The sequence below is a fragment of the Pseudomonadales bacterium genome, from assembly GCA_024234615.1.
Classification (GTDB): domain Bacteria; phylum Pseudomonadota; class Gammaproteobacteria; order Pseudomonadales; family IMCC2047; genus JAJFKB01.
Map to the genome: position 1 here is coordinate 1,543,173 of JACKNY010000001.1, position 24,071 is coordinate 1,567,243.

At 44.6% G+C, this 24,071-nt stretch carries 21 protein-coding genes; 14 read left to right on the forward strand and 7 right to left on the reverse strand.

Annotated features, from left to right (window positions below):
- Nucleotides 1-6 precede the first annotated feature (6 nt).
- On the reverse strand, nucleotides 7-585 hold the full coding sequence (locus tag H6995_07075) for a hypoxanthine phosphoribosyltransferase (protein MCP5214751.1): 579 nt from the start codon (nucleotides 583-585) through the stop codon (nucleotides 7-9).
- Nucleotides 586-761: 176 nt separating this feature from the next.
- Between H6995_07075 and H6995_07080 the strand changes: the two genes are divergently transcribed.
- From H6995_07080 to H6995_07105, 6 genes are all read left to right on the forward strand, one after another.
- Nucleotides 762-3,008 (forward strand): regulatory protein NosR, encoded by a 2,247-nt coding sequence (locus tag H6995_07080; GenBank protein MCP5214752.1) that lies wholly within the window; start codon nucleotides 762-764, stop codon nucleotides 3,006-3,008.
- 90 nt (nucleotides 3,009-3,098) lie between these two features.
- Nucleotides 3,099-5,027, forward strand: a complete 1,929-nt coding sequence (gene nosZ, locus H6995_07085) for a TAT-dependent nitrous-oxide reductase (protein ID MCP5214753.1) — start codon at nucleotides 3,099-3,101, stop codon at nucleotides 5,025-5,027.
- A 15-nt stretch (nucleotides 5,028-5,042) separates the two neighbouring features.
- Nucleotides 5,043-6,293, forward strand: a complete 1,251-nt coding sequence (locus H6995_07090) for a nitrous oxide reductase family maturation protein NosD (GenBank protein ID MCP5214754.1) — start codon at nucleotides 5,043-5,045, stop codon at nucleotides 6,291-6,293.
- A gap of 18 nt (nucleotides 6,294-6,311) precedes the next feature.
- Nucleotides 6,312-7,214 (forward strand): ABC transporter ATP-binding protein, encoded by a 903-nt coding sequence (locus tag H6995_07095; GenBank protein MCP5214755.1) that lies wholly within the window; start codon nucleotides 6,312-6,314, stop codon nucleotides 7,212-7,214.
- Nucleotides 7,211-8,032 (forward strand): ABC transporter permease, encoded by an 822-nt coding sequence (locus H6995_07100; protein ID MCP5214756.1) that lies wholly within the window; start codon nucleotides 7,211-7,213, stop codon nucleotides 8,030-8,032. The genes H6995_07095 and H6995_07100 overlap by 4 nt, the downstream gene beginning before the upstream one ends.
- A 1-nt stretch (nucleotide 8,033) precedes the next feature.
- Nucleotides 8,034-8,582, forward strand: a complete 549-nt coding sequence (locus tag H6995_07105) for a nitrous oxide reductase accessory protein NosL (protein MCP5214757.1) — start codon at nucleotides 8,034-8,036, stop codon at nucleotides 8,580-8,582.
- 102 nt (nucleotides 8,583-8,684) lie between these two features.
- Here H6995_07105 and H6995_07110 read toward each other — a convergent pair whose 3' ends face one another.
- Nucleotides 8,685-9,572, reverse strand: a complete 888-nt coding sequence (locus H6995_07110; GenBank protein MCP5214758.1) for an outer membrane lipoprotein-sorting protein — start codon at nucleotides 9,570-9,572, stop codon at nucleotides 8,685-8,687.
- Between the two features lie 160 nt (nucleotides 9,573-9,732).
- On the opposite strand from H6995_07110, the gene sohB reads away from it, so the two are divergent.
- The gene (sohB, locus tag H6995_07115) at nucleotides 9,733-10,779 is read left to right on the forward strand and encodes a protease SohB (GenBank protein ID MCP5214759.1); all 1,047 of its coding nucleotides are present in this window, start codon (nucleotides 9,733-9,735) and stop codon (nucleotides 10,777-10,779) included.
- A 46-nt stretch (nucleotides 10,780-10,825) separates the two neighbouring features.
- Here sohB and H6995_07120 read toward each other — a convergent pair whose 3' ends face one another.
- Nucleotides 10,826-11,995 (reverse strand): cation:proton antiporter, encoded by a 1,170-nt coding sequence (locus H6995_07120; protein ID MCP5214760.1) that lies wholly within the window; start codon nucleotides 11,993-11,995, stop codon nucleotides 10,826-10,828.
- 426 nt (nucleotides 11,996-12,421) lie between these two features.
- Here H6995_07120 and H6995_07125 point away from each other — a divergent pair, with 426 nt between their 5' ends.
- The 5 genes from H6995_07125 (at nucleotide 12,422) to nhaB (ending at nucleotide 18,165) form a co-directional block, all read left to right on the forward strand.
- Nucleotides 12,422-13,084 (forward strand): TetR/AcrR family transcriptional regulator, encoded by a 663-nt coding sequence (locus tag H6995_07125; protein ID MCP5214761.1) that lies wholly within the window; start codon nucleotides 12,422-12,424, stop codon nucleotides 13,082-13,084.
- Nucleotides 13,085-13,197: 113 nt separating this feature from the next.
- A complete protein-coding gene (locus tag H6995_07130; GenBank protein MCP5214762.1) occupies nucleotides 13,198-14,439 on the forward strand; it encodes a tyrosine-type recombinase/integrase in 1,242 nt (413 codons plus the stop codon).
- Between the two features lie 34 nt (nucleotides 14,440-14,473).
- On the forward strand, nucleotides 14,474-15,859 hold the full coding sequence (gene pabB, locus H6995_07135) for an aminodeoxychorismate synthase component I (GenBank protein ID MCP5214763.1): 1,386 nt from the start codon (nucleotides 14,474-14,476) through the stop codon (nucleotides 15,857-15,859).
- Between the two features lie 158 nt (nucleotides 15,860-16,017).
- Nucleotides 16,018-16,503, forward strand: coding sequence for a CoA pyrophosphatase (locus tag H6995_07140; protein MCP5214764.1), 486 nt, complete (start codon nucleotides 16,018-16,020; stop codon nucleotides 16,501-16,503).
- A gap of 159 nt (nucleotides 16,504-16,662) precedes the next feature.
- Nucleotides 16,663-18,165 (forward strand): sodium/proton antiporter NhaB, encoded by a 1,503-nt coding sequence (gene nhaB, locus H6995_07145; GenBank protein MCP5214765.1) that lies wholly within the window; start codon nucleotides 16,663-16,665, stop codon nucleotides 18,163-18,165.
- A gap of 20 nt (nucleotides 18,166-18,185) precedes the next feature.
- On the opposite strand, the gene dnaQ is transcribed toward nhaB, so the two are convergent.
- From dnaQ to H6995_07160, 3 genes are read right to left on the reverse strand one after another with little or no spacing between them, the layout of a single operon-like run.
- Nucleotides 18,186-18,911 (reverse strand): DNA polymerase III subunit epsilon, encoded by a 726-nt coding sequence (dnaQ, locus tag H6995_07150; GenBank protein ID MCP5214766.1) that lies wholly within the window; start codon nucleotides 18,909-18,911, stop codon nucleotides 18,186-18,188.
- 9 nt (nucleotides 18,912-18,920) lie between these two features.
- The gene (rnhA, locus tag H6995_07155; GenBank protein MCP5214767.1) at nucleotides 18,921-19,355 is read right to left on the reverse strand and encodes a ribonuclease HI; all 435 of its coding nucleotides are present in this window, start codon (nucleotides 19,353-19,355) and stop codon (nucleotides 18,921-18,923) included.
- A gap of 10 nt (nucleotides 19,356-19,365) precedes the next feature.
- Nucleotides 19,366-20,196, reverse strand: a complete 831-nt coding sequence (locus H6995_07160; protein MCP5214768.1) for a methyltransferase domain-containing protein — start codon at nucleotides 20,194-20,196, stop codon at nucleotides 19,366-19,368.
- Between the two features lie 75 nt (nucleotides 20,197-20,271).
- Between H6995_07160 and gloB the strand changes: the two genes are divergently transcribed.
- Nucleotides 20,272-21,060, forward strand: a complete 789-nt coding sequence (gloB, locus tag H6995_07165; protein MCP5214769.1) for a hydroxyacylglutathione hydrolase — start codon at nucleotides 20,272-20,274, stop codon at nucleotides 21,058-21,060.
- A 148-nt stretch (nucleotides 21,061-21,208) separates the two neighbouring features.
- A complete protein-coding gene (locus tag H6995_07170; GenBank protein ID MCP5214770.1) occupies nucleotides 21,209-22,855 on the forward strand; it encodes a LysM peptidoglycan-binding domain-containing protein in 1,647 nt (548 codons plus the stop codon).
- A gap of 37 nt (nucleotides 22,856-22,892) precedes the next feature.
- On the opposite strand, the gene H6995_07175 is transcribed toward H6995_07170, so the two are convergent.
- Nucleotides 22,893-24,071, reverse strand: coding sequence for a hypothetical protein (locus H6995_07175; protein ID MCP5214771.1), 1,179 nt, complete (start codon nucleotides 24,069-24,071; stop codon nucleotides 22,893-22,895).

The window sequence follows — 24,071 nt, forward strand, 5'->3', positions numbered from 1 at the left end:
AAGGCGTTAAGTAGCGCTATGTAAATGTTCTAACAATAAATTTTTGATCGCCTCTATCCCGGGCTTCTCGTTTAATAGCTCCTGTTTACTTAAACCTTTCAGCTCATGGGGGAATACCAGCCACTGGCTGGTTTCGTATAAATAGTAATCAGGGATTAAATTAGTCACGTTGTTTTCCGGCTTAAAATAAGGCGTTGCAATGCGGACTTCAGGAATATTTTCACCACATTCACGACGAAGATGAAGGATTATTTGTTGCATACTGGCGCCAGTGTCAAACACATCGTCGACTAGGAGTAAGCGGTCTTTGTTGGTAACTCTGTTGGCTATATAGTTTAGCCCATGCACTTGAACATGCTCGGCTGTTTGGTTGATGCCAGTATAGTAAGAGGTGCGGATAGCGATATGATCTGTCGTTACACCGCAGTAATCCAATAGTTCCTGCAAGGCAATGCCAACTGGTGTGCCGCCGCGCCAGACGCCGACAATGAAATTTGGAGTAAAACCGCTGTTAAGTATAGCGGCACCGAGCTGGAATGAGTCTTGGAGCAGTTGTTCCGCACTAATAAATTTTTTTGTGTTCAACGAAGCGCTCCTTTGAAAAGAAACGTCATTGTAATGGAATCAGCAACGCAAAAGGTAGTGGGGATTTCTAGGCATCAAGGCCGATCCCATCTACGCCTGTTGAATGAATGGGACAGATCAAATAAGATAGCCCGCAGATCAAGGTATAATTACTCGGTAATTTTTAAGGATATTTAATGTATACCCTTCCAGTGGTTCAAAGGGTCAGAACGTTCCATCAGTTATTCTTTAAAACTCGCTATCTGTTCTTCAGAGTCGCTCTACTTCTCTCCTTTTTATTTTTTGCAACACTCAATAGTGCTCAAGCGAATGTGACACTGCTTGAGCTTATCCAGAAGCACTCTAGTGCTGAGTTATTTGAAGGTTCGACACGATACGGAGAAATTGACCCATCCACTTCTGCGGTGCCTGTTTATCAGGGTGACAAGCGTCTCGGATTTTTATTCCTTAATTCAGAGTTGGTGAACTCCGTTGGCTATTCAGGCAAACCGATCCATGTTTTGGTTGGCTTGGATACTGAAGGGATTATCAAGACAGTTCGGTTGATAAAGCATTCAGAACCCATTGTGCTTATCGGTATCCCTGAGTCAGAAATCACGCAATTAATGGATGGTTACATTGGTTTTGATTTGATTTCTTTTCTAAAAAAACCAAATGATAATCCCCGTTTTGACGCTATTAGCGGTGCTACAGTCACCATTCGAGTTATTGATGACAGCATTATTCGCTCAGCAATCAAGGTGGCACGTGCTTATGGTTTGGGTGGTGTGCGCTCCCAGGTTGCAGGGCCAAAAGCCTCGGTTAATACGGAGCAACAGGAGCTAAAAGACTGGACTGATCTGGTTGCCGAAAAATCAGTAACACGACTGAAATTGACAGCCGGGCAAATTGATAAAGCCTTTGCTGGATCGCAACTCAAAGACGGAACACAGTCTAACACGATTCATTCCGATGATACTTTTATAGACCTGTATGTCGCACAGGTATCGGTGCCCAGTATTGGCGTCAGTCTGTTAGGTGCAGCGGAATACCAAAACCTAACGCGTAAACTTAAACCGGGTAAGCAGGCTATTATGGTGGCTGCTAAGGGCGAATATTCTTTTAAAGGTTCGGGCTATGTGCGAGGCGGTATTTTTGACCGGTTTGAGTTAGTCCAGGGTGACGATATTATCCGCTTCCGGGATTTGCACCACAAAAAACTGAGAAAAATTAATGCCGAGGGTGCGCCAGAAGATTTCAAGGAAGTCGATCTGTTCATGATTCCGGGTGACAGCACACTTGATCCGGCAAAGCCCTGGAAACTGCAATTATTGGTTGGACGTGAACTTGAGGCACTGGAAAAAGTATTTAGAACCTTTCACTTGGATTATCAAATTCCCGCGCACTACCTTAAATTTGAAGCCGCACCTGCTCTCAGCGCAACAGAAATCGATGCAGTGGATAACTACGAGCAGCCTGTTTTGTGGAAACAGCTTTGGCAGGACAAGTGGCTTGAGTCGTCAATCCTACTTGCTGCATTAGGCATACTCACAGCGATTTTCTTTTTTCAGGATTGGTTGGTCAGACGCCCGGTTTGGTCACAACGAATTAGAACAGGATTTTTACTATTCACACTGTTTGGTATAGGTTTCTATGCCTCCGCACAGCTTTCTGTGGTCAATATTTTAACGGTATTTAATGCGCTGGTCAGTGGTTTTAGCTGGGAATACTTCCTAATGGAACCCTTTATTTTTATCCTTTGGGGTAGTGTTGCGATGGCGTTGCTATTCTGGGGGAGGGGTGCCTTTTGTGGTTGGCTATGTGCTTTCGGTGCATTACAAGAATTTATTACACGGTTCGCCAAAAAAGTGGGTATCCCTCAATGGGTTTTGCCCTGGGGCTTACATGAGCGGCTGTGGCCAATCAAATATATAATCTTTCTGATTTTATTTGGTGTGTCGTTACATTCGCTGGAGCTGGCGGAGCGACTTGCGGAAGTTGAGCCTTTTAAAACAGTCATAGTGCTTAAATTTATTCGTGACTGGCCTTATGTGCTATTAGCATTAGCGCTGTTAGCACCTTGTCTCTTTGTCGAGCGTTTTTATTGTCGTTATTTGTGTCCATTGGGCGCAGCCTTGGCAATACCCGCACGAATTCGCATGTTTGATTGGTTGAAACGCTACCGACGGCAGTGTGGCAACCCCTGTCAGGTTTGTGCTAACGAGTGTATGGTGCAGGCTATTCATCCGGAAGGGCAGATTAATCCGAATGAATGCCTTTATTGCCTGCACTGTCAGGAACGTTACTATGACGACCAGGTGTGTCCTGTTGTCGTTAAAAAACGTGGCCGCCTCGAGCGCCAACAAGCAATGAGTTCAGGTAATTCTGCCGAACTTGCTAAACAGATTCTGATCGATATTCGTGAAGAAAAAGAAGGTAAATAAGGTATTAGGCATTAAACCGCATTTAACGCCTAATGCTGGTATTTTTGGGACATCCAACAGGCATATCCCTTATCTTGAAGGAGAACAATAATGAGTGAGAAAAAAGATCAACCAGCTGAACTACTTGACCCTAAGGGCTCTTCTCGGCGTGAGCTGTTATCGCGCTCCGCCGGTATTGCTACAGTTGCTGGTTTAGGCGCTGCCACTATGGGTGGATTATCCGCGCTGACGCCGCAAACGGCCAATGCTGCCAGTGACAATAATGCTCATGTGGTGCCGGGCGATTTGGATGAGTACTATGGCTTTTGGAGTAGCGGTCAGGCGGGAGAAGTGCGCATTATGGGCGTTCCTTCGATGCGCGAATTAATGCGTATTCCAGTATTTAATCGTTGTAGCGCAACCGGTTGGGGCCAAACCAATGAAAGTATCAAAATACTAACCGAAGGCTTACTGCCTGAAACCAAAGAATTCCTCAAAGACAAGGGCGGTGTTTGGCATAACGGCGACGCACACCACCCCCACATGTCCTTTACTGATGGCACCTATGATGGCCGCTATTTGTTTATCAACGATAAAGCGAACACGCGTGTGGCCCGCATTCGTATTGATGTAATGAAATGTGACAAAATTATTGAAATTCCCAACGCCTCTGATATTCACGGCCTACGGCCACAAAAATATCCTCGTACCGGTTATGTGTTCGCCAACGGTGAGCATCGGGTTCCAATCCCAAATGACGGTTCTATACTGGACGAACCCGATAAATATCATGCGATTTTCAGCGCTATTGATGGCGATAAAATGGAAGTGGCTTGGCAGGTTATGGTGGATGGCAACCTGGATAATTGCGATGCTGATTATCAAGGTTTGTACGCTGTTTCAACCTGTTACAACAGTGAAGGCGGGGTAACCCTGGCAGAAATGACCGCTAGCGAGCAGGATTGGGCGGTTGTATTTGATATCAAAGCGATCGAAGCCGGCGTTAAAAAAGGTGATTTCAAGCGCATTGCCGGAGTTCCTGTTTTGGATGGCCGCAAAGGCTCTAAGTACACGCGTTATATCCCTGTCTCAAATAGTCCACACGGTTGTAATACCGCTCCTGACGGCAAATACATTGTGGTTAACGGGAAGTTGTCACCCACGGTAACTGTGCTTGATGTGAGAAAATTCCCGGATATGTTTAAAGACAAGATTAAACCGAGAGATGCTGTAGTGGCTGAACCTGAACTTGGTCTTGGCCCATTACACACGGCTTTTGATGGCAAAGGCAACGCTTTCACAACATTATTCCTCGATAGCCAGGCAGTGAAGTGGAATATAGACAAAGCTGTTCGTGCTTATAACGGTGAAAAAGTAAATCCAATTATTGAAAAAATCGATGTCCAGTATCAGCCTGGGCATAACCACACCTCAATGGGTGAAACTAAAGAGGCGGATGGTAAATGGCTGGTATCTTTGAATAAGTTTTCCAAAGACCGTTTCATTAATGTCGGCCCGTTAAAGCCTGAAAATGATCAGCTCATTGATATTGCCGGTAGCAAAATGAAAATAGTACATGACGGACCGACCTTTGCCGAACCGCACGACTGTATTATTGTGCGCGGAGACATTGTGAATCCAAACAAGGTCTGGACGCGGGACGACCCGATATTCGCCGATGCTCGTGCTTGGGCCAAGAAAGATGGTGTTACTCTCGAATCTGATAGCAAGGTCATACGTGATGGCAATAAGGTTCGCGTTTATATGTGGTCAATGGCGCCGTCTTTCAGCATGAGTGACTTTACTGTTAACCAGGGTGACGAAGTAACAGTCTTCGTTACTAACATAGATCAGATCGATGACCTGACCCATGGCTTCACACTGGCGAACTACGGTGTAGCCTTTGAGGTTGCCGCACAAGCGACGGCTTCGGTTACCTTTAAGGCTGATCGTCCTGGTGTCCATTGGTATTACTGTCAATGGTTCTGTCATGCGCTGCACATGGAAATGCGAGGACGTATGCTGGTGAAGCCTGCCTAGGTTAAACTTAGCGATATGATATCTTTTAACTGTGCGGCGGTGGGGTTTCTCTCCGCCGCGCTGTCCTTTGCAAGTGGTCATTGCCAAGCAAAAACCTACCGGTTAATGCCGAAGGCTGATGTATTGCTGGATAGTATCGCGGCAGCGAAGGATGGTGACACCATTGAACTAAGCGCCGGACGCTATCAAGCTCCAATAATCATCAAAAAATCAATTACGCTCAAAGGAGAACCGGGTGCAATTATTGATGGTGGTGGTATAGGCCACGTTATTTTGGTTGATGCGCCGTCGGTTAGCATAGAAGGTCTTAGGATTGAAAATTCGGGACAGCTGCTCTCGGAAGAGCACAGCGGTATCTTTATCACTCAAAAAGCAGGTGATGCGGTAATACGCAACAACCATTTGCAGAATAATCTGATTGGCGTTTATCTCAAGGGACCAAAAAATGCTCAGGTGGTCTCAAACAGTATTGTTGGCCTGAGTAGCCTTAGAGTTAACGAAAGAGGTAATGGTGTTCAGCTCTGGAACAGCCCGGGGTCTATCGTTATTGGCAATCGTATAGAGTCTGGCAGGGATGGTATCTTTGCCACCACCAGCAAAGATAATCGGTTCAGCAATAATCATTTTAGTGATTTGAGATTTGCCGTACATTACATGTATACCAATCACAGTGAAATTTCGAATAATATCTCTGAGGGCAACCATGTTGGTTTTGCTTTGATGTACTCTTCGCACTTAGTCGTAAAGGGCAACGTTTCTAAAAGCGACAGAGACCGCGGTATTTTTTTTAATTTTGCGAACAGCTCAGAGATTACCAACAACCGCGTTGAAGGTGGTGCCGAAAAATGTGCATTTATTTATAATTCAAATATGAATCAAATAGTTGGAAATCATTTCGAAGGCTGTTTGATAGGTATTCATTTCACCGCCGGGTCAGAGCAAAACGAAATCTGGGGCAATAATTTTGTAGCTAACCGAACTCAGGTGAAATACGTGGGTACCAGAGAATTGGAGTGGTCAAAAGCAGAGCAAGGTAATTTTTGGAGTGATCATCTGGCTTTTGATATGAATGGTGATGGCATCGCTGACAAACCCTATCGCCCAAATACCATCGTTGATCAAATTATCTGGCGCCACCCGGCAGCCAAAATTCTGTTGAATAGCCCGGCTTTGCAATTGCTGCAATGGGCGCAATCTCAATTCCCCGCGCTGCATCCCGGTGGCGTGCAAGACAGTGCGCCTCTCATGCGCCGCCATGTGCTATGACACCCTAAAAAGCACACTATGATTAAACTTTCCCAGGTTAGCAAATATTACGGTAACAAAGCCGTTGTCCAGCAAGTGGATTTATCCGTATCTGCTGGTGAAAGTGTGGCGATTATCGGACATAACGGAGCCGGTAAAACCACCCTGATGAAGCTTATTCTAGGTTTGGCGCAACCCAGTTCCGGAATACTGCATATTTCAACAGAAACCGGTAAAAACCCACATAGCGATATTGGCTTTCTTCCGGAAACCGTATCTTTTCAAGGGGAGATGACAGGTAACCAAGTGCTGAGGTTCTATGCCCGGTTAAAGCACGCGTCACAAAACCAATGTGCTGAACTAATGCAGCTAGTGGGTTTAAGCGAAGCGGCTAATGCTCGTGTCAAAACCTATTCAAAAGGCATGAGACAACGCTTGGGCTTAGCTCAGGCGCTGCTTGGACAGCCAAAATTACTCGTGCTGGATGAGCCGACAACTGGCTTGGACCCTTTTCTCAGACGTCACTTTTATCAAATATTACGTGGCTGTCAGGCTCAGGGAACGGCTATTTTGATATCTTCGCACGCACTGTCAGAGATAGAAGGGGAGATCGACAAAATCCTAATCATGAAACAGGGGGCTGTGGTTATTCAGGGAAGCTTAGAACAACTGCGTGATGCGGCGAAGTTACCCACCCAAATTCGCGTGATTAGCTTGCCTGGCAAAGAGCTTGCCTTTAAGGCGTTTCAGCAGCAGTCTAGTTATGCTGTTAATGGTAAAGATAGCTTTAATACCTTTTCCTTCCAATGCCAACAAGATAAAAAAATGGAATTAATGCAGCAGATTATGGATCAACAAGCCAACATTAAGGATGTACAAATTATTCCACCACGGCTGGATGACCTGTATTCCCATTTTGTGGGTAAGGAAAGTCGCGGATGAACGCAATTATCACTATCGTTCTCGCCGAATTTCAGCGCTCTATACGTAACCGCTGGGCTTTGTCATCAGTGATATTGCTTGCAAGTTTAGCCTTCTCTTTAGTTGCCCTGGGCTCTACCCCAATCGGTGATTCCCGCGCCAGCCTAATGAGTATTACTACCGTTAGCCTTTCCAGTTTGAGCCTGTATCTTATTCCACTGGTGGCGCTGACTATTTCCTTTGACGCCATTGTTGGTGAGCAGGAGCAGGGTACTTTATTACTATTATTGACCTACCCGATATCGCGTTGGCAAATTATATTGGGTAAGTTTGTGGGCCATTTAGCTGTGCTTATGTTGGCCATTGTGTTGGGCTACGGAAGCGCAGGAATATACTTGGCGAGCTTAGAAAGTTCGGTATTAAGCGACTGGGTTAGCTACGGCCAAATGATGGGCAGTTCGCTCTTGCTAGGAGCAGTATTCATTAGCATCGGATGCCTGATTAGTTTGCTCAGCAAAGTACGTGCGAGTGCCATTGGGGCGGCGGTCGGGGTTTGGCTGTTTTTGTTAGTACTTTATGATCTCATTCTGTTAGGACTGATATTGGCGGATAAAGAGCAACAATTATTACCAGCGATTTTTGATGTGCTGGTGTTACTTAATCCTGCGGACGCTTATCGACTTTATAACTTGGCCGGATCCGAAGCTGCAAGCATGGTGTCTGGTGTCACCAACATGGCTAACTCTTTCGACGCCAATGTTCTGCTCGGTTTGATGTGCGGATGGGTAATGTTACTTCTATCAACCGCCATATACCTGTTTAGCCGTAAGGAGCTATGACATGAAAAGTAACCTGCAAGGTATTCTTTTATTGGGAGTTATCATACTCCTGGTGGCATGCCAAGCCGACAAAAAAACAGCACCGCCAAAACCACAGTTACCGACAGCAGAAGCGGTCGGCTATTTCTGTAATATGCTGGTTAATGAGCATAAGGGACCAAAAAGCCAAATTCACCTTAGCGGGAAATCCGAGCCCTTATGGTTTACCACGGTGAGAGATGGCATAGCCTATACCAAACTTCCGGAAGAATCCCAAGGCGTTGCGATGCTTTATGTCACTGCGATTGATACCATGACAGAGTTTAATTTAGCTCACCCTGAAATGTCCCCTGATGCCTGGATTCAGGCTGACTGGGCACTCTATGTTATTGACAGTAACCTGCGTGGAGGCATGGGTGCGATGGAAGCTTTTCCATTTCGTGAAGGTGCACAGGCAAACCAGTTTGTCGAAATGCATGGAGGTCGTATTGTGCGTTTATCCGATATTCCCGAGGGTTATGTTTTGGGTAATTCAGAAACTTTGCCTGAAACGGAGCAGCCCGGAAAATGAAGGATGATACCCGTTAGATAAGACTTATCTCTCGAAAATATTAATAACTTGTCACGAAAAAGTTAGCCTCTATAACCCCATCAGTTCCAACTACGCTGATGCTCAATTTACATTCTTTAAACTATTCAAACTAAAGTCTGCCTCAGTTAAGCCGGTATTAAAACGGTACTCAGACCAGACCAGCTGGGTACTTCTGCCACTCTGGTGGTTCTCCATAAGCATCTCACCTGCGCGCCAGTATTTATCATTAAATTGTTGGTAATTACCCATGACCAAGGTTTTTAATAGTTTGCCTCCGCGGTCATAGTAATCAATTTTTTTCACTAGATAAGTGGCTTTATCAATCCAGGTCTCTAAGCGCTGATAGCCTGAATATTTGCCTTTGGGAAAACGGTTAATGACGTAACAAGGCGTGCCATCCAGTTGTGCATCACGTTCATATTGATAGTCATATTTAGTGATATCCTGAGAGCTGATATCCTCAAAAGTGATTTCAGTACCGGAGAAAGGTGTGAACGCGTTATTGGAGAGAATACGCTTGACCTGATTATTTTCCGGGTCATATACCCATTGTTCATCTGCGCCATCTTTGTGCGAAACAGTTAGCATAGCATGGCGTTTTAGGTCTTTCGGTTTATCAAAAATCATCAGTCGTTTATTGCCGTCGGGAGAGTTCTCCAGATACTTGAGGCGAATCTCTCTGGTATTCTGGGTGCCGTCAGCTTCTTTAATTACCGCAATAAATTTTGACTGGCTATCGCCATAGCCGGGGCTGCCATATCCCATGAGAGGACCGTGACGTTTATCTGCCTCTTGGTAAAGGCGAGTACCTTTTTCCTCTGCGGGTAAGTTAGCCAATTCGTCGGCGAGGGATTGGCAGACGACTACACCATCAACTACTTCGCACTTACGTTGATAGGATTCAGCCGCAGGTGCAGCAAGGTTTATAGATAGCAGAAATATTCCTAATAAACTGGCCCCAATCCGCATTGATTATCTCCCTGGCGTTCGTTGAAACGAGTAAAAGCAAGATTAGTAATATTAGTGCATGATCGCCCATTTTGCTTGGCTTGATCAAACAAAAATTACCCCTCTTTGGTCAAGTGAATTATCATAGCGACCACTTATTACCTCGAGGGAGCATAGGACGTTGGAATTTTTAGCTGAATATGGCGTATTTTTGGCCAAAGCAATCACTATCGTCGTCGCTGCGATGATAATTATTGGTACTATCGTGTCCGCTGGAATGCGCACCAAGAAGGGGGCTGCGGGCCATATTGAAGTGACCCATTTAAACCATGAACTGGAGGAGATGACGGATGCAATTCGAAGCGTCGCTTTGGATAAGGATGTACTTAAACAAGAACTGAAGAATGAGAAAAAACAGGCCAAGCAGGAAAAGAAAGACCGAGTTAAGGTGGAGAAGGAGGGTGGCCATAAGAAACGAGTTTATGTGCTGGATTTTGAAGGGGACATCAAGGCCTCTGCGGTGGAGTCTTTACGTGAAGAAATCACCAGTATTTTGTCCATAGCAAAAAAAGAGGATGAAGTGGTGCTAAAGCTGAGCAGTAGTGGTGGCATGGTACACACTTACGGACTCGCATCCTCCCAGGTTCAACGCATTTGTGATCGGGACATACCTCTAACAATATGTGTAGATAAAGTCGCGGCCAGCGGTGGTTATATGATGGCTTGTATTGCGGATAAGATAATCGCAGCGCCTTTTGCTATTCTCGGCTCGATTGGTGTGGTTGCGCAATTACCCAATTTTAATCGATTACTCAAAAAGCACGACGTTGATTTCGAACTCATGACTGCGGGTGAATACAAACGCACCCTAACACTCTTTGGCGAAAACACGGACAAAGGACGCGAAAAATTCATGGAAGAATTGGAAGACACTCACAGTCTGTTCAAGGCATTTGTTGTTGAGAATCGACCTCAGCTCAATATTGATGAAGTGGCAACCGGAGAAGTTTGGTTTGGCAAACGCGCATTGGCTAAAAAATTGATTGATGAGTTGGGTACAAGTGATGACTATTTAATGTCGGCATGTGCACAAGCTGAGGTCTATAAGGTAACTTATGTACACAAGAAGACCTTGCAGGATCGCCTATCCATGGCGGCACATTCAGCCTGTGACCGGCTGATTTTAACTTGGTGGGAAAGGTTGTCTAACTTTAAGTTTTACTCCTAACGCATTGATAAAGAATAGATTAAGCTTGGGTTTTCGTGACTTGCCTTTAGTCCCTTCTTAATTTATCCGAAACGGCAATGGGTGTCGGATACCTCAGCACGACAAGGTACGACGAGAACAAGAAAGAAAGAATAGCGGTTGCCTGAATTAAATGTGAGGCCTCTTCTCCGATCATATGGATGCCGGTAGCGATATAGGCAATTAGCAACGAGAACTCGCTGATTTGGCCAAGTCGAAAACCAATCTCCCAGGCGAGATCTTTGGTCTCACTGATTCTCGTCAACAGTAATCGAAACACAGTGGGCTTTAAGGTTAGCATCAGCGTCGTCAGAATTAACGCGGGGACCAATACCTCATCGAGTAATGCTAATTTAAAGCTTGCCCCGATAGAAAAGAAAAAGAGAATAAGGAAAAAATCTCGAAGCGGCTTAAGACTAATGGCAATAAACTGAGCAATAGGGCTGGTCGCTACCGTGACGCCGGCTATAAACGCACCAATCTCTGAAGATAAGCCCATGAGTTGAGCTGCCTCAGATAAGCCGAGACACCAACCGATAGCCACGAGGAAGATGTACTCCTGAAAACGATCGAACTTCTGGATGAGCCTTAACAGTATCAAGCGAACAAACACGATTGCTAAGAATATCAAAAGGGGAAGAGCGAGGATTGTCGTCGCATAACTCTTAAAAGACGCGTCACCAGTCTCGTTGGTATAGAGTACTAAAAGCACGAAAATTGCAATCAAATCCTGCAGCAGCAGTAGTCCAACGACCAACTCACCCGTATGACGATGGTGCAATACTGTTGTTGGCAAGAGTTTTATGCCGATGATAGTGCTGGAAAACATCATGGCAATACCTATTACCAGGCTTTCTGGGTGTGAAAACCCAAAAATTATGGCAATACCGTAGCCAATGAGAGCAAAAATTGCGGAACTAATCAGTGCGACAAAAGTAGCTTTCTTTAGCATGTGGTACAAATTGCTAGGCTGCATATCCAGCCCCAACAAAAATAACAGAAAGATAATGCCGATATGTGAAATATCCGACAATAGATCGGTATTGTTGATAAATGCAAACCCCGAAGGGCCTAACAAAGCACCAAGTACAATATAGGCAACCAATAGAGGCTGTCGCGTATAAAGCGCCAGTGAAGCCAATATTGCTGCCCCAGTAAAAATTAAAAAGAAAGAAAAGGTAATTGATTCTAATCCCATAGCTACACTTTGTTCCGTTACTCAATTTAAAACCAGGAGGGCAGTAGCCTTTGCTCGTACATTAGCTACTGCTGATCAGTTTAAGTGATTGCACATACCGATGCACGTCGATAGCTGTAAACCTTCATTCGCTACTATGTTTTCTTTTTGTGTGTGCGAGGAAAAGTATCTCTCAATATTATCCGATATAACACGACAAAATAGCGCTGCGCAGCGTTTCGTGCGATTTTTCTAAGATAATTTCTTTAATTTAAAACTTTACCAATCTTAAGATATAACCATAGTAAATACTCACACCAGTAATTTTTATTGATTATTAATGAGAGATATCATATTTTGTGAGAGAAATCTCATCTAATAATGATGAGACACTTTTCATAATATGAGACCTCCCTCATATAAAGAATATTATTTATAGGATGTCATATGGCCATAGACTACAGCGAAGACAAAAAGCCGCTTAAGGGACAACTAAAGGATGAGATTAGACAAAGAATAATTGACGCCGGTGTTCGAGCGTTTTCGGAATTCGGTTTCCATGGAATGAAAATAGCTGCTGTCGCTAGGGATGCTGGTGTCGCAAACGGAACTTATTATCTCCACTTTAAGGATAAAAAAGCCCTCTATAACGAAATCGCAAGATTAGCCACAGCCAAGTTAGCTTCAAGTATATTTGCTGCGCACAACTATAACGGCGGGCAGGGTAATTCGGATAGAGCGGAAATCGAAGCAGTAATTGAGTTTGCCGAACAGAATAAAGACTATCTGCGTATTGCTTTGGACACGGCCGCACCGGATTCTTCTGATAAGTCAGATCTCTTTAAGCCTCTGATTGACATTCGTATGACGGAGCTAAAAAAGGGTATTAAAGACGGGCACATCAATCATGGCATCCATCCCGAAATTGGCGCTCGCGCAGAAATAGGGATGTTGTTGTCAGTAGTACACTGGTGGCTGGCTAATCGTAACAAAGCAAGCAAAGAGCAGCTACTGAATACGTTGTTACATTTGAGGAGATCGTGGGCTTTGACTGATGCCAATGTAGATGATATTGATTCGTTATTGTCCCAGTGGGATTCACGTTTATAAAAATGTGATGTTAATAATACTGTGGACAGGGTTGTGTACATTACCTTATTTCCTGTAATCTTTATTACAGGAAATAATAAATAATCATTTTAGCTTGAAGTAAACACTTAACTATGTCGAATAACATACTACCACCACAACCTTTATTTGATACTTTGGATAATCTAAAAATTACCTTAGGACAAACTAATAATCAGATATCGTTATACATTCTTTCTTCTGGAATTGGCAAAGCGCAAGAGGATTATCGACACGCACTTGAGTTTCTCTACAGCTATCGTGGCAGCAAAGATACATTTGCGTCCTACCGACGAGAAGTTGAAAGACTATTGCAGTGGTCTTGGTTTATCAACAAAACCAGCCTGAGCCAACTAAAACGCCTAGATATAGAGCACTTTATCGATTTTTGTCAAAAACCACCGCTGGAATGGATTGGCGTCAAAACGGTACCTAGGTATTTGAATAAAGATGGCTTACGGGTTGTTAATCCACTTTGGCGTCCTTATATCGTTAAATCAAGTCTGCATGCGAATGAGCCAAGGCAAAAAGATTTTAGTCTTTCGTCTAAAGCACTACAGGCGGTATTCTCTATTTTGAGTAGTTTTTTTACTTATTTAGTTCAGGAAGAATACATAGATAGCAATCCCATAGCGCTAATTCGACAAAAAAGTAAGTACTTGAGAAAGCATCAGCAAAAGGCAAAAATTAGACGATTGACAGAATTACAATGGAGCTATGTTGTTGATACAGCGGAACTATTAGCTCAGCTTAATCCTGAAGAACACGAGCGCACTCTGTTCGTGATTCAGGCTTTGTATGGTATGTATTTACGAATTTCAGAGCTGGCCGCAAGTCCGCGTTGGACCCCTGAAATGGGTGATTTTCATATGGATATGGATGGTAATTGGTGGTTCACAACAGTCGGCAAAGGGAATAAGGAGCGGGATATTTCTGTTAGTGATGCAATGCTGACGGCTTTTAAGCGCTATCGCCAGTTTTCTGGATTATCACCTCTTCCGGCACCAGGTGAATCTTTACCGCTTATCTCGAAAACACGAGGTCGCGGAGCAATTAATAGCACACGACAGATTCGTAATATTGTACAGAAATGTTTCGACGCGGCTGTAGAGCGCCTCTTTAAGGACGGTTTTGAACAGGATGCCGAGCTTCTAAAGGCAGCAACTGTTCACTGGCTCCGACACACGGGCATCTCAGATGATGTTAAGCATAGACCGCGTGAGCATGTGCGCGATGATGCGGGTCACGGCTCCAGCGCTATCACGGATAAGTATATTGACGTTGAAATGCGAGAACGTCATCGATCCGGTAAAAACAAACAATTAAAACCCTTTTAAACAATTAGTTATGTGTTTTATCTAAAGTATATTAATGAATAGTTTGCCGCTTACCATTGAACCAATTCCTTATGAAATTTCAAATCAAACAATTTTTGAGCGTATTAGGCATCTCCGAAGACCGGTATTTTTAGATAGCAACGCTGATTTTAATAATATAGGTTTTGACATCATTGCAGCGGCACCCTGCATGACTATCACGACTTCGGGTAAAACAACAACGGTGGCGTCATTTGATCAAAGCACTGCAACGCAAACATGCCCTTTTAGTGTATTAAAAGAACAGCTTAAAAGTTATGCGCCCTGCGCTAATGATAAATTGTTGCCTTTTACCGGTGGTGCAATCGGATTTTTTAGTTACGATCTTGGCCGTTTAATAAGCCAACTCCCAACAACTGCTGTACGTGATATCGATTTACCGGAAATGGATATTGGAATTTATCTATGGGCGATTATCCGTGATCATGCTAATCGGAAGTTATACTTTATCGCCAGGCCGGAATGCACTGAGCTTGATTGTCATGAAATTCTGACGCTAATCTTAACAAATTTAGATCGTAACAACACAGCTTGCTTTAAATTACTAGAACCATTCAAGTCGAATACAAGTGCGGAAAAGTATGCTGAATCTTATGCAAAAATACTTGAATATATTTATGCAGGTGATTGTTATCAAATCAATTTTTCACAGAGATTTGATGCGCCTTATGAAGGGGATCCGTGGCAGGCTTACTTAATGCAGCGAGCCCATACCGACGCTCCCTTCAGTGCATTCTTGCAGACAAAGGATTATGCCCTACTCTCTTTGTCGCCAGAAAGATTTATTCTGGTACGCGATAATCAGGTAGAAACAAAACCCATTAAGGGTACAAGACCGCGTGGAGTGCTTCCGCAACAGGATCAGCTATACGTTCAATTACTACGCAATAGTTCAAAAGATCAAGCGGAAAACTTAATGATTGTTGATCTGATGCGAAACGATATTAGTAGAAACTGCATACTGGGCAGTGTCACAGTGCCCGAACTCTTCGCCATCGAAAGTTATTCCAATGTGCATCATCTTGTCAGCACGATCAGAGGTAATCTTAAACCCGGGCGCGATGCAGCCGATCTTTTACGCGATTCATTTCCCGGTGGTTCAATAACGGGTGCACCAAAACGTCGCGCCATGGAAATAATTGAAGAGCTTGAACCGCAACGCCGCAGTGCTTATTGTGGCAGTATTGGTTATTTGGATTTTAACGGTAATATGGATACCAATATCGCCATTCGAACCTTGGTTTGTCACAATCAGCGCATTTATTGCTGGGGTGGAGGTGGTATTGTGGCTGGCTCTGATGTCGATAACGAATACCAGGAGAGCTATATTAAAGTCAGCAACCTTCTTAACGTGCTACAGAGTAACGGAGTCGTTAAGTGAGCGATCACCGGTATAATCAGAGCCCTGTGCCGGAACTGTCCTTGTCGTTTCTGCGGAAGCATTTTTTGGGTAGGCAGAATCCCTCTCCTCTTCCTCAGTATCAAGACGACTCTTTACTATTCAAAAGTATGTGCGAAAAAACTAATAAAGCAGCAGCTGTGCTGATTCCGATTCTGGAAAAGCCTACGGGCCTCCAGTTGTTGCTTACTCGTCGCGCAGATCATTTACGCAGTCATGCTGGCCAAATTAGCTTTCCCGGCGGTAGCTTGGAAGGGCCAAACGAGACATGCGTCGAGGCGGCTCTTAGAGAAGCTCAGGAAGAAATTAATTTATCGATTGAACAGGTAGATGTGATTGGGCAATTGGGCGACTACTATACGATAAGTGGATTTCGAGTGACACCGGTGATAGGTTTGATTCGATCGCCAGTATCCCTCGTTCCCGACCCTTCGGAGGTGGCAGAAATAATTCATGTGCCATTAAATTATCTTATGGATCCCAATGTGTTCCAGCTTAAAGAACATCAGTATGCTGAGTTCCGGCGGCGATATTATTCGGCCTATTATCAACATCACCATATTTGGGGTGTCACGGCGGGAATATTGGTGGGGCTCTACCAGGATTTATTGAGGCAACAAAATTAAAATATTGAAGGCTCCCGATTAGATTGCACCCAGCTAATCGGCTAGGTTATATTAGCGGGCCGAAAAGAGAAGATTTGCCGATAATAAAACGTCGGATTTTCTACCTAGTCCAATAATACAGAGCCTTTTCTATTTAGGCCAAATACCAAGGGATAAATAATGTCACGAAGTATTGCTCAGGCGTTCGCGCATAATTTTTTGGGAGCTGCACCTAGTTGGTATAAGCAAACTATCATCCTTTTTCTCATAATTAATCCGATTTTTCTTTTTTCATTAGGACCCTTTGTTACGGGCTGGCTCCTTATTCTCGAATTCATTTTCACTTTAGCAATGGCCTTGAAATGCTATCCTCTCCAACCCGGTGGGCTTTTGGCTCTTGAAGCGATTCTTTTAGGCATGAGTTCTCCCCATGCGGTATTTACGGAAGCGATTAATAATATTGAGGTGATCTTTCTATTGATGTTCATGGTAGCTGGCATCTATTTTATGAAGGATCTGCTGCTCTATGTCTTTACCAAAATACTCATTCGAGTCAAATCTAAAATAGCTATTTCACTTCTATTTTCCTTCGTAGCAGCTTTTCTTTCTGCGTTTTTGGATGCTTTAACGGTAACCGCCGTGCTGATTAGCGTCAGCATCGGGTTCTATACTATCTACCATAAAGTGGCTTCAGGTAAGCCGGTACAGAACGAACATGATCATGGCAGCGACTCGAGTATTCACGAGTTCCATCGCGAAGATCTGGATCAATTCAGATCGTTTTTACGTAGCCTATTAATGCATGGCGCCGTTGGCACCGCTTTGGGTGGCGTCTGCACCCTAGTTGGTGAACCGCAGAACCTACTGATTGCTAAGGTTGCCGGTTGGCAATTTGCTGAATTCTTTTTACGCATGGCGCCTGTCACCATGCCGGTGCTGTGCGCCGGTCTATTGACAGTTTTGTTGCTCGAAATAACCGGCTGGTTCGGTTATGGGGAGAAAATACCTGAGCAGGTTAGGAAAATTCTTGAGGATGTCGATAAAACCCACGATAAAGAAAGGACACACAAGCAGGTAGCGAGCTTAATCATACAGGGTATTGTCGCCATACTTCTTGTGCTTGGATTGGCATTTCATGTCGCGGAAGTTGGCATGATCGGTTTAACCATTATCGTGCTGCAAACTGCTTTTAATGGTGTTATAGACGAGCATCAAATTGGCCGATCCTTCGAAGAGGGATTGCCTTTTACGGCGCTACTGGTAGTATTTTTTGCTATTGTTTCTGTTATTCATGAGCAACACCTGTTTAACCCGGTCATTGACTATGTGTTGAACATGGAACTGGATGCACAGCCGGGTATGTTTTTTATTGCAAATGGGCTTTTATCCATGATCAGTGACAATGTCTTCGTCGCCACTGTATACATAAACGAAGTGAAAACTGCATTGGATGCAGGCAATATATCCAGAGAACATTTTGATATTCTGGCAGTTGCGATTAACACGGGTACTAACCTCCCTAGCGTTGCAACGCCCAATGGACAAGCAGCCTTCCTATTCCTCTTAACCTCGGCTATTGCGCCTTTGATTAGATTATCTTATGGGCGCATGGTCATTATGGCATTACCCTATACTGTCGTTTTAGGGGGTATGGGGTATATCGGTGTGAGCTATTTGCTTTAATCAAATGACTCTTTAAAGAATTAATCAGATAACCCTTGATACTTATCTAGCCAAATACAGACATCACTCGCTTTTTTTATACGAAGTAGCTGCTCGTTGTGGGCAGTTATTTCCTCTTGATTTGCAAATAGGATTTTAAGCGGTTTTCGATCTGGGCTAATGGCCTGTATGGCAAGGCTTTCTTGGTTATTGCTGGCTTCTTCTTTGCCGCCCAAACTTAACGCAGTTTGACCACCTGTCATGGCCAGATAAACGTCCGCTAATATTTCGGCATCTAATAGCGCCCCATGTAAATCCCGTTGTGAGTTGTCTACAGCATAGCGCTTGCACAAAGCATCTAGGTTATTCTTTTGCCCAGGATGTTTTTTCCGTGCCGTCACCAGAGTGTCGATCACAGAGCAAATTTTGCGGGTACCCGGATATTGCTTAGAAACCAGCCGGAACTCGTTATCGATAAATGAAATATCAAAAGGAGCGTTGTGAATGATTAACTCAGCACCGCGAATAAAATCGAGAAACTGCTCGGCAATATCGGCAAAGCTCGGTTTGTCAGCCAGGTACTCACTGGTAATGCCATGTACTTCCATGGCGCCCGCATCAATATCTCGATGCGGGTTGATGTACTGATGGAAATGCCTGCCGGTTAAACGGCGATTAACCAGTTCCACACCGCCAATTTCAATAATGCGGTGACCCTGAGAGACCTCTAGTCCTGTCGTTTCCGTATCAAGAACAATCTGACGCATAATACCCTTCTAGCTCTGGTGTTTTGCTAAATACTGCGCAACGCCTAGGTTGGCTAATTCATCCGCAATTTCATTCTCACGATGTCCACTATGCCCTTTAACCCAACACCACTCAATATCATGCTGAGTGACTTCCTTGTCCAATTGTCGCCACAAGTCTTCATTTTTCACGGGTTTTTTTGCTGCCGTTTTCCAGCCACGTTTTTTCCAGGCCTGTATCCACTCAGTAATACCACTTTTTACATAGACAGAATCAGTGGTAATGACAACACCACAGGAACGTTTTAGGCTTCGCAGACCCTCGATAACGGCCATCAACTCCATGCGATTATTGGTGGTGTTGGCGGCGCCGCCATGAAGCGTTTTTTCCTTATTTTTATATCTCAATAGCACGCCCCAACCGCCAGGCCCCGGGTTTCCTTTACAGGCTCCATCGGTAAACATTTCGACTTTTTCAGTCACTAAATCGGCTACTCCGGGTTGTTGGTTCGGTTACTGGGAAAGGGATAATTCGACGCCTAGTCTTTATGCTTCTTAACGGAGTCACGCCCAAAATTTGCTTGCGCGCCACCATGACATAAAATCCGCCAAAAAAGCAATTGTATTTTTGCCCGGCTTGCTCAAGCCAATCACAACTGGCCATAAATTGCTCGTTGCTAGCTGGGAACTTAAAGAAACCAAACTGGGTATTTTGAAGGTTAAAATCCAGTAATCGCATCCAGTCGGAAATTCTTCCGTAGGAAAGATAATTCCCGTTCCAGGGTGCTTTCCTTGCTAGTGCAAAAGCTTTTTTAAGCGCCCATAGGCTCCAGGGATTAAACCCGACAACAAACAAGTATCCGCCAGCAGACAATACACGCTGAGCTTCTCTGAGCACTTGGTGCGGGTTGTTTGAAAACTCTAAGACATGGTGCAATATCAAAACATCTACGTGTTCATTTGCTATGGCCAAATACTCTGGCTCCGAAATAAGAGCATGCCCCAGTCCTTGGACCGGGTAGCTAAAGTGTAAAATGGCTTTATTGGCGATAGGAGAATTTTGATGCAACGACGGTGATCCAGCAATGCTAATTTGAAGTAGTTGATGGCCGAATGTTCGTTCCATCAGAGGATCGATAATCGCCTGTTCAAGGGCTGCCAAGTGATGCGCGATATTAGACGCTTCCCATTTTCTCCATTCATGCTGACTTTGAATAATCGAGGGTGTTTTTTTTGAAAACAATCCCATAACGAGAGCTTTTCCTCTGGTTAAAAAGAAGCAAGGCTTGAATGACAATGCTGTCATTCATCGGCTTAACCTAGCCGTATAAGTGTCACTTGGTTTATTATAGCCCTTTCGTTGTTAGAGTGAGAGATACAAATGTTGTCGATTGTCCCAATACCTGCCTTTAGCGATAACTATATTTGGCTGATTACCAGCTCAGCGCATGCGTCCCGGCGTGCCTTTGTCGTTGATCCCGGTGACGCTGACCCGGTAATCGGGTATTTGGAAGAGCATCAATTAACCCTGGCGGGCATTCTCCTCACCCATCATCATCCCGACCATGTAGGTGGCGTGGAAAAATTATTGGACTATGCAGGTATGGGGGTTTCAGTGATCGGGCCTGATAACGATAAAATTCCATATATCTCACGATACGTAAAAGAAGGAGACCGTCTGGAAGTCTTGGGTGTTGGTTTTGACGTCATTGAGGTACCCGGACACACTCTTGACCATATTGCCTTCTATACAGATCAAACGCCCGCTCCCTCTCTATTTTGTGGTGACACATTATTCGTTGCGGGATGTGGCAGAATATTTGAAGGAACTGCGGCTCAAATGTACGAATCCTTGAGTAAATTAGCGAGCCTTCCTGGCAATACCGTCTTTTACTGCGCACATGAGTATAGTCTGTCGAACTTACGTTTTGCACAGGTGGTTGAGCCCGAGCGTGAAGCACTCGAGAGCTATGTTGCTGAATGTGAAGAGCTGCGCCGCCAGAATACTCCGACACTGCCATCAACCATCGCCAAGGAGCTTGACATCAATCCCTTTTTAAGAAGTAAGCAGGCAAGCGTGAAAGCGGCAGCGGAAGCATATTCTGGAGAGCAGTTAGACGACCCAGTCGAGGTGTTTCGAGTAACAAGAGAATGGAAAGATAATTTTTAACGGCTATATTAGAGTAATGTACTTTACTTCGATAATCGGCTGATTTGTGCAGCAACCTACTCTGTTAGCTGAAAAGGCTCACTTCTATCTCTCTTGAACTTTGGTTGATAAACATGCCTATTAAAAAAATAAATAAAGATAAAACAAGATGTTAAAAGCACTTTTTAACCTAAAAACTGTATATTTTAATCTACTGGTAAGCCTGCTGCTTATTGGCTGTAGCATTCCTAATACGCAGAAGGAACAACACATAGTCGGCAATGCCATACAAACCCCTAATGCCGAATCATCCCAATTGGCGACGGCTGAGGTGGTTACTGTACCTGAGCTGATTTTCTTTGATATTCCTCAATACACTAAAAAGCCAGTCCCTATCATTGATTTATGGGCCAGGATGCGCTCAGGTTTTACCCTGGACATTGATATTCATAACAAACGTATTCGGGCTCAGCGTAATTGGTATGCTAATAATCAGCGGTACATCGAGCGTGTCACGAACCGGGCAAATAGATATCTTTACCATGTGATTGATGCGATCGAAGAGCGTGGAATGCCTTTGGAATTGGCGTTGCTCCCGGTAGTGGAAAGCGCGTACGACCCGTTCGCCTATTCACATGGACGGGCATCCGGTATGTGGCAATTTATTCCCGCAACCGGCAAGCGCTTTAATTTACCACAAAACTGGTGGTACGACGGGCGACGTGATGTGGTGGCTTCGACCACTGCGGCTTTAGATTATCTGTCTTACCTCCATGAGCGCTTTGATGGCGATTGGTTGTTAGCCTTAGCCGCCTATAATTCGGGCGGCGGCAACGTCAGGAATGCAATTAAAAAGAACCTGAAAAACAATAAACCCACAGACTTTTGGTCGCTCGATTTACCCCAAGAAACACGAGATTATGTGCCTAAATTAATTGCGCTAGCGCAGTTAATCGCTGACCCAGAATCCTATGGCATTAGTTTAACTCCCCTGCCTAACCTGCCATATTTTGCACAAGTTGAGATTGGCTCACAGATTGATTTGGCGCAGGCTGCCGAGTTGGCTAATATTCATTTGGATGAGTTATATTTACTCAATCCAGGCTACAATCAGTGGGCAACATCGCCCGATGGTCCTCATCGACTTAATGTGCCGATGTCAAATGCAGTTGAGTTTCAAGTTAACTTAGCAAAGTTGCCACCCGAGAAACGGGTCAGTTGGATACGCTACCAAATTAAAAGTGGTGATACTCTTAGCACTATTGCACAACATCACCGGACAACAACCAAGACCCTGAGTCAGATTAACCAGCTAAAAAACAATCATATCCGCGCAGGAAATGTTCTATTTATTCCGGTTGCGAGTAAAGGCTCTGAACATTATGCGCTAAGTGCAGCTCAGCGATTATTGGCAAAGCAAGAGCGCCCGGCTGCTCGTGGCAAAACCAAGCAGGTACATACTGTCCGAGCGGGTGATAGTTTTTGGGACCTATCCCGAAAATATGGTGCGGGAATGCGTGAAATAGCTCGCTGGAATGGTATGGGAACCACCGACAAACTGCGTGTCGGGCAAAAGCTGGTGATTTGGCAGAAGCCGCAGCTGACAGCCTCTAGTGCCTCCCCCGCCGCTGATCGCGAAATTATCCGTCAGGTAGGTTATCGCGTGAGACAGGGCGACTCATTGGCTCGCATAGCACAGAAATTCAATGTGAGTATTGCTAGCATCGAATCCTGGAATGGCATTAGTCGCCATAAATATTTACAACCTGGGCAATCGTTAAAGCTTTATGTCGATATTACCCGCGCGAGTCTCTGAGGGATATTCCTTAGCCTTTTAGCTTTGTTCTATGGACTTATTTACTCAGGTACTTCATCCCCGCTTCGAGCCCCTCTATGTTGAGTGGGTACATATGCCCGCCTACCAGTCGATCAACTATTTTGATTGACTGGCTATAATCCCAACTTTCACGTGGCTTCGGATTCAGCCAAATCACTTTATCGAAGGTTTCTTTAAAGCGTTTCATCCAGACATTCCCTGCCTCATCGTTCCAGTGCTCAACACTACCTCCCGGAGAACTTATCTCATAGGGGGACATACTGGCATCGCCGACAAAGATGACACGATAATCACTGCCGTACTTATGCAGGATATCCCAGGTTGGTGTTTTTTCTGACCAGCGTCGCTCGTTGTTTTGCCAAAGAGATTCGTACACCATGTTATGGAAATAATAGTATTCCAGGTGTTTGAACTCAGTGCGCGAAGCGGAAAATAACTCCTCACAACGTTTAACATGTGGATCCATGGAGCCGCCGATATCCATGAACAATAGAACCTTAACCGCGTTATGCCGTTCAGGCACCATCTTGATATCGAGATATCCGGCATTTTTCGCGGTCGAACGTATGGTGTCATCCATGTCTAGCTGATCCTGCGCTCCTGTGCGCGCAAAATGTCGGAGCCGACGCAAAGCTACTTTGATATTGCGTGTACCTAATTCTACCGAGTCATCCAGATTTTTGTAGTCGCGTCTATCCCACACTTTAAGCGCGCTAAAATTACGGTTACCGTCTTGTCCGATACGTATCCCTTCCGGCTTATAGCCCTCGGCGCCAAAAGGCGAAGTGCCACCAGTACCAATCCACTTGCTACCGCCCTGATGCCTTTCTTTCTGTTCCGCTAGCCGCTTTCTAAACTCCTCCAAAAGTTTTTCAAGACCGCCGATAGATTTAATCTTCGCCTTGTCTTCCTCGGAAAGCGAGGAAATAAAAGCATCGCGAACCCAATCTTCCGGAATAATTGCTGCCAGCAAGTCCTCAAACTCGGCAAGACCATTAAAGTATCGACCAAAAGCCTTATCAAAACGGTCAAAATATTTTTCATCTTTGACCAGAATTGTCCGGCTGAGGTAGTAAAACGCATCGATATCAACAAAGGCCATATCCTGCTCTAGGGCCGCCAATAAATCCAACAGCTCTCTTAGTGTTGTGGGCACCTTAGCTGCTCGCAGTTCCTGAAAAAAACCTATTAACAT

What these genes read in the sequence shown, in the direction of transcription:
- H6995_07080 (MCP5214752.1), top strand. Translation starts at nt 762, where the DNA reads ATGTATACCCTTCCAGTGGTTCAAAGGGTCAGAACGTTCCATCAGTTA.
- H6995_07160 (MCP5214768.1), bottom strand. Translation starts at nt 20,196, where the DNA reads ATGACAGCATTGTCATTCAAGCCTTGCTTCTTTTTAACCAGAGGAAAA.
- H6995_07090 (MCP5214754.1), top strand. Translation starts at nt 5,043, where the DNA reads ATGATATCTTTTAACTGTGCGGCGGTGGGGTTTCTCTCCGCCGCGCTG.
- H6995_07110 (MCP5214758.1), bottom strand. Translation starts at nt 9,572, where the DNA reads ATGCGGATTGGGGCCAGTTTATTAGGAATATTTCTGCTATCTATAAAC.
- H6995_07095 (MCP5214755.1), top strand. Translation starts at nt 6,312, where the DNA reads ATGATTAAACTTTCCCAGGTTAGCAAATATTACGGTAACAAAGCCGTT.
- H6995_07170 (MCP5214770.1), top strand. Translation starts at nt 21,209, where the DNA reads ATGTTAAAAGCACTTTTTAACCTAAAAACTGTATATTTTAATCTACTG.
- H6995_07130 (MCP5214762.1), top strand. Translation starts at nt 13,198, where the DNA reads ATGTCGAATAACATACTACCACCACAACCTTTATTTGATACTTTGGAT.
- nosZ (MCP5214753.1), top strand. Translation starts at nt 3,099, where the DNA reads ATGAGTGAGAAAAAAGATCAACCAGCTGAACTACTTGACCCTAAGGGC.
- H6995_07105 (MCP5214757.1), top strand. Translation starts at nt 8,034, where the DNA reads ATGAAAAGTAACCTGCAAGGTATTCTTTTATTGGGAGTTATCATACTC.
- rnhA (MCP5214767.1), bottom strand. Translation starts at nt 19,355, where the DNA reads ATGTTTACCGATGGAGCCTGTAAAGGAAACCCGGGGCCTGGCGGTTGG.
- gloB (MCP5214769.1), top strand. Translation starts at nt 20,272, where the DNA reads ATGTTGTCGATTGTCCCAATACCTGCCTTTAGCGATAACTATATTTGG.
- dnaQ (MCP5214766.1), bottom strand. Translation starts at nt 18,911, where the DNA reads ATGCGTCAGATTGTTCTTGATACGGAAACGACAGGACTAGAGGTCTCT.
- H6995_07125 (MCP5214761.1), top strand. Translation starts at nt 12,422, where the DNA reads ATGGCCATAGACTACAGCGAAGACAAAAAGCCGCTTAAGGGACAACTA.
- nhaB (MCP5214765.1), top strand. Translation starts at nt 16,663, where the DNA reads ATGTCACGAAGTATTGCTCAGGCGTTCGCGCATAATTTTTTGGGAGCT.
- H6995_07175 (MCP5214771.1), bottom strand. Translation starts at nt 24,071, where the DNA reads ATGTTAATAGGTTTTTTTCAGGAACTGCGAGCAGCTAAGGTGCCCACA.
- H6995_07120 (MCP5214760.1), bottom strand. Translation starts at nt 11,995, where the DNA reads ATGGGATTAGAATCAATTACCTTTTCTTTCTTTTTAATTTTTACTGGG.
- pabB (MCP5214763.1), top strand. Translation starts at nt 14,474, where the DNA reads ATGAATAGTTTGCCGCTTACCATTGAACCAATTCCTTATGAAATTTCA.
- H6995_07100 (MCP5214756.1), top strand. Translation starts at nt 7,211, where the DNA reads ATGAACGCAATTATCACTATCGTTCTCGCCGAATTTCAGCGCTCTATA.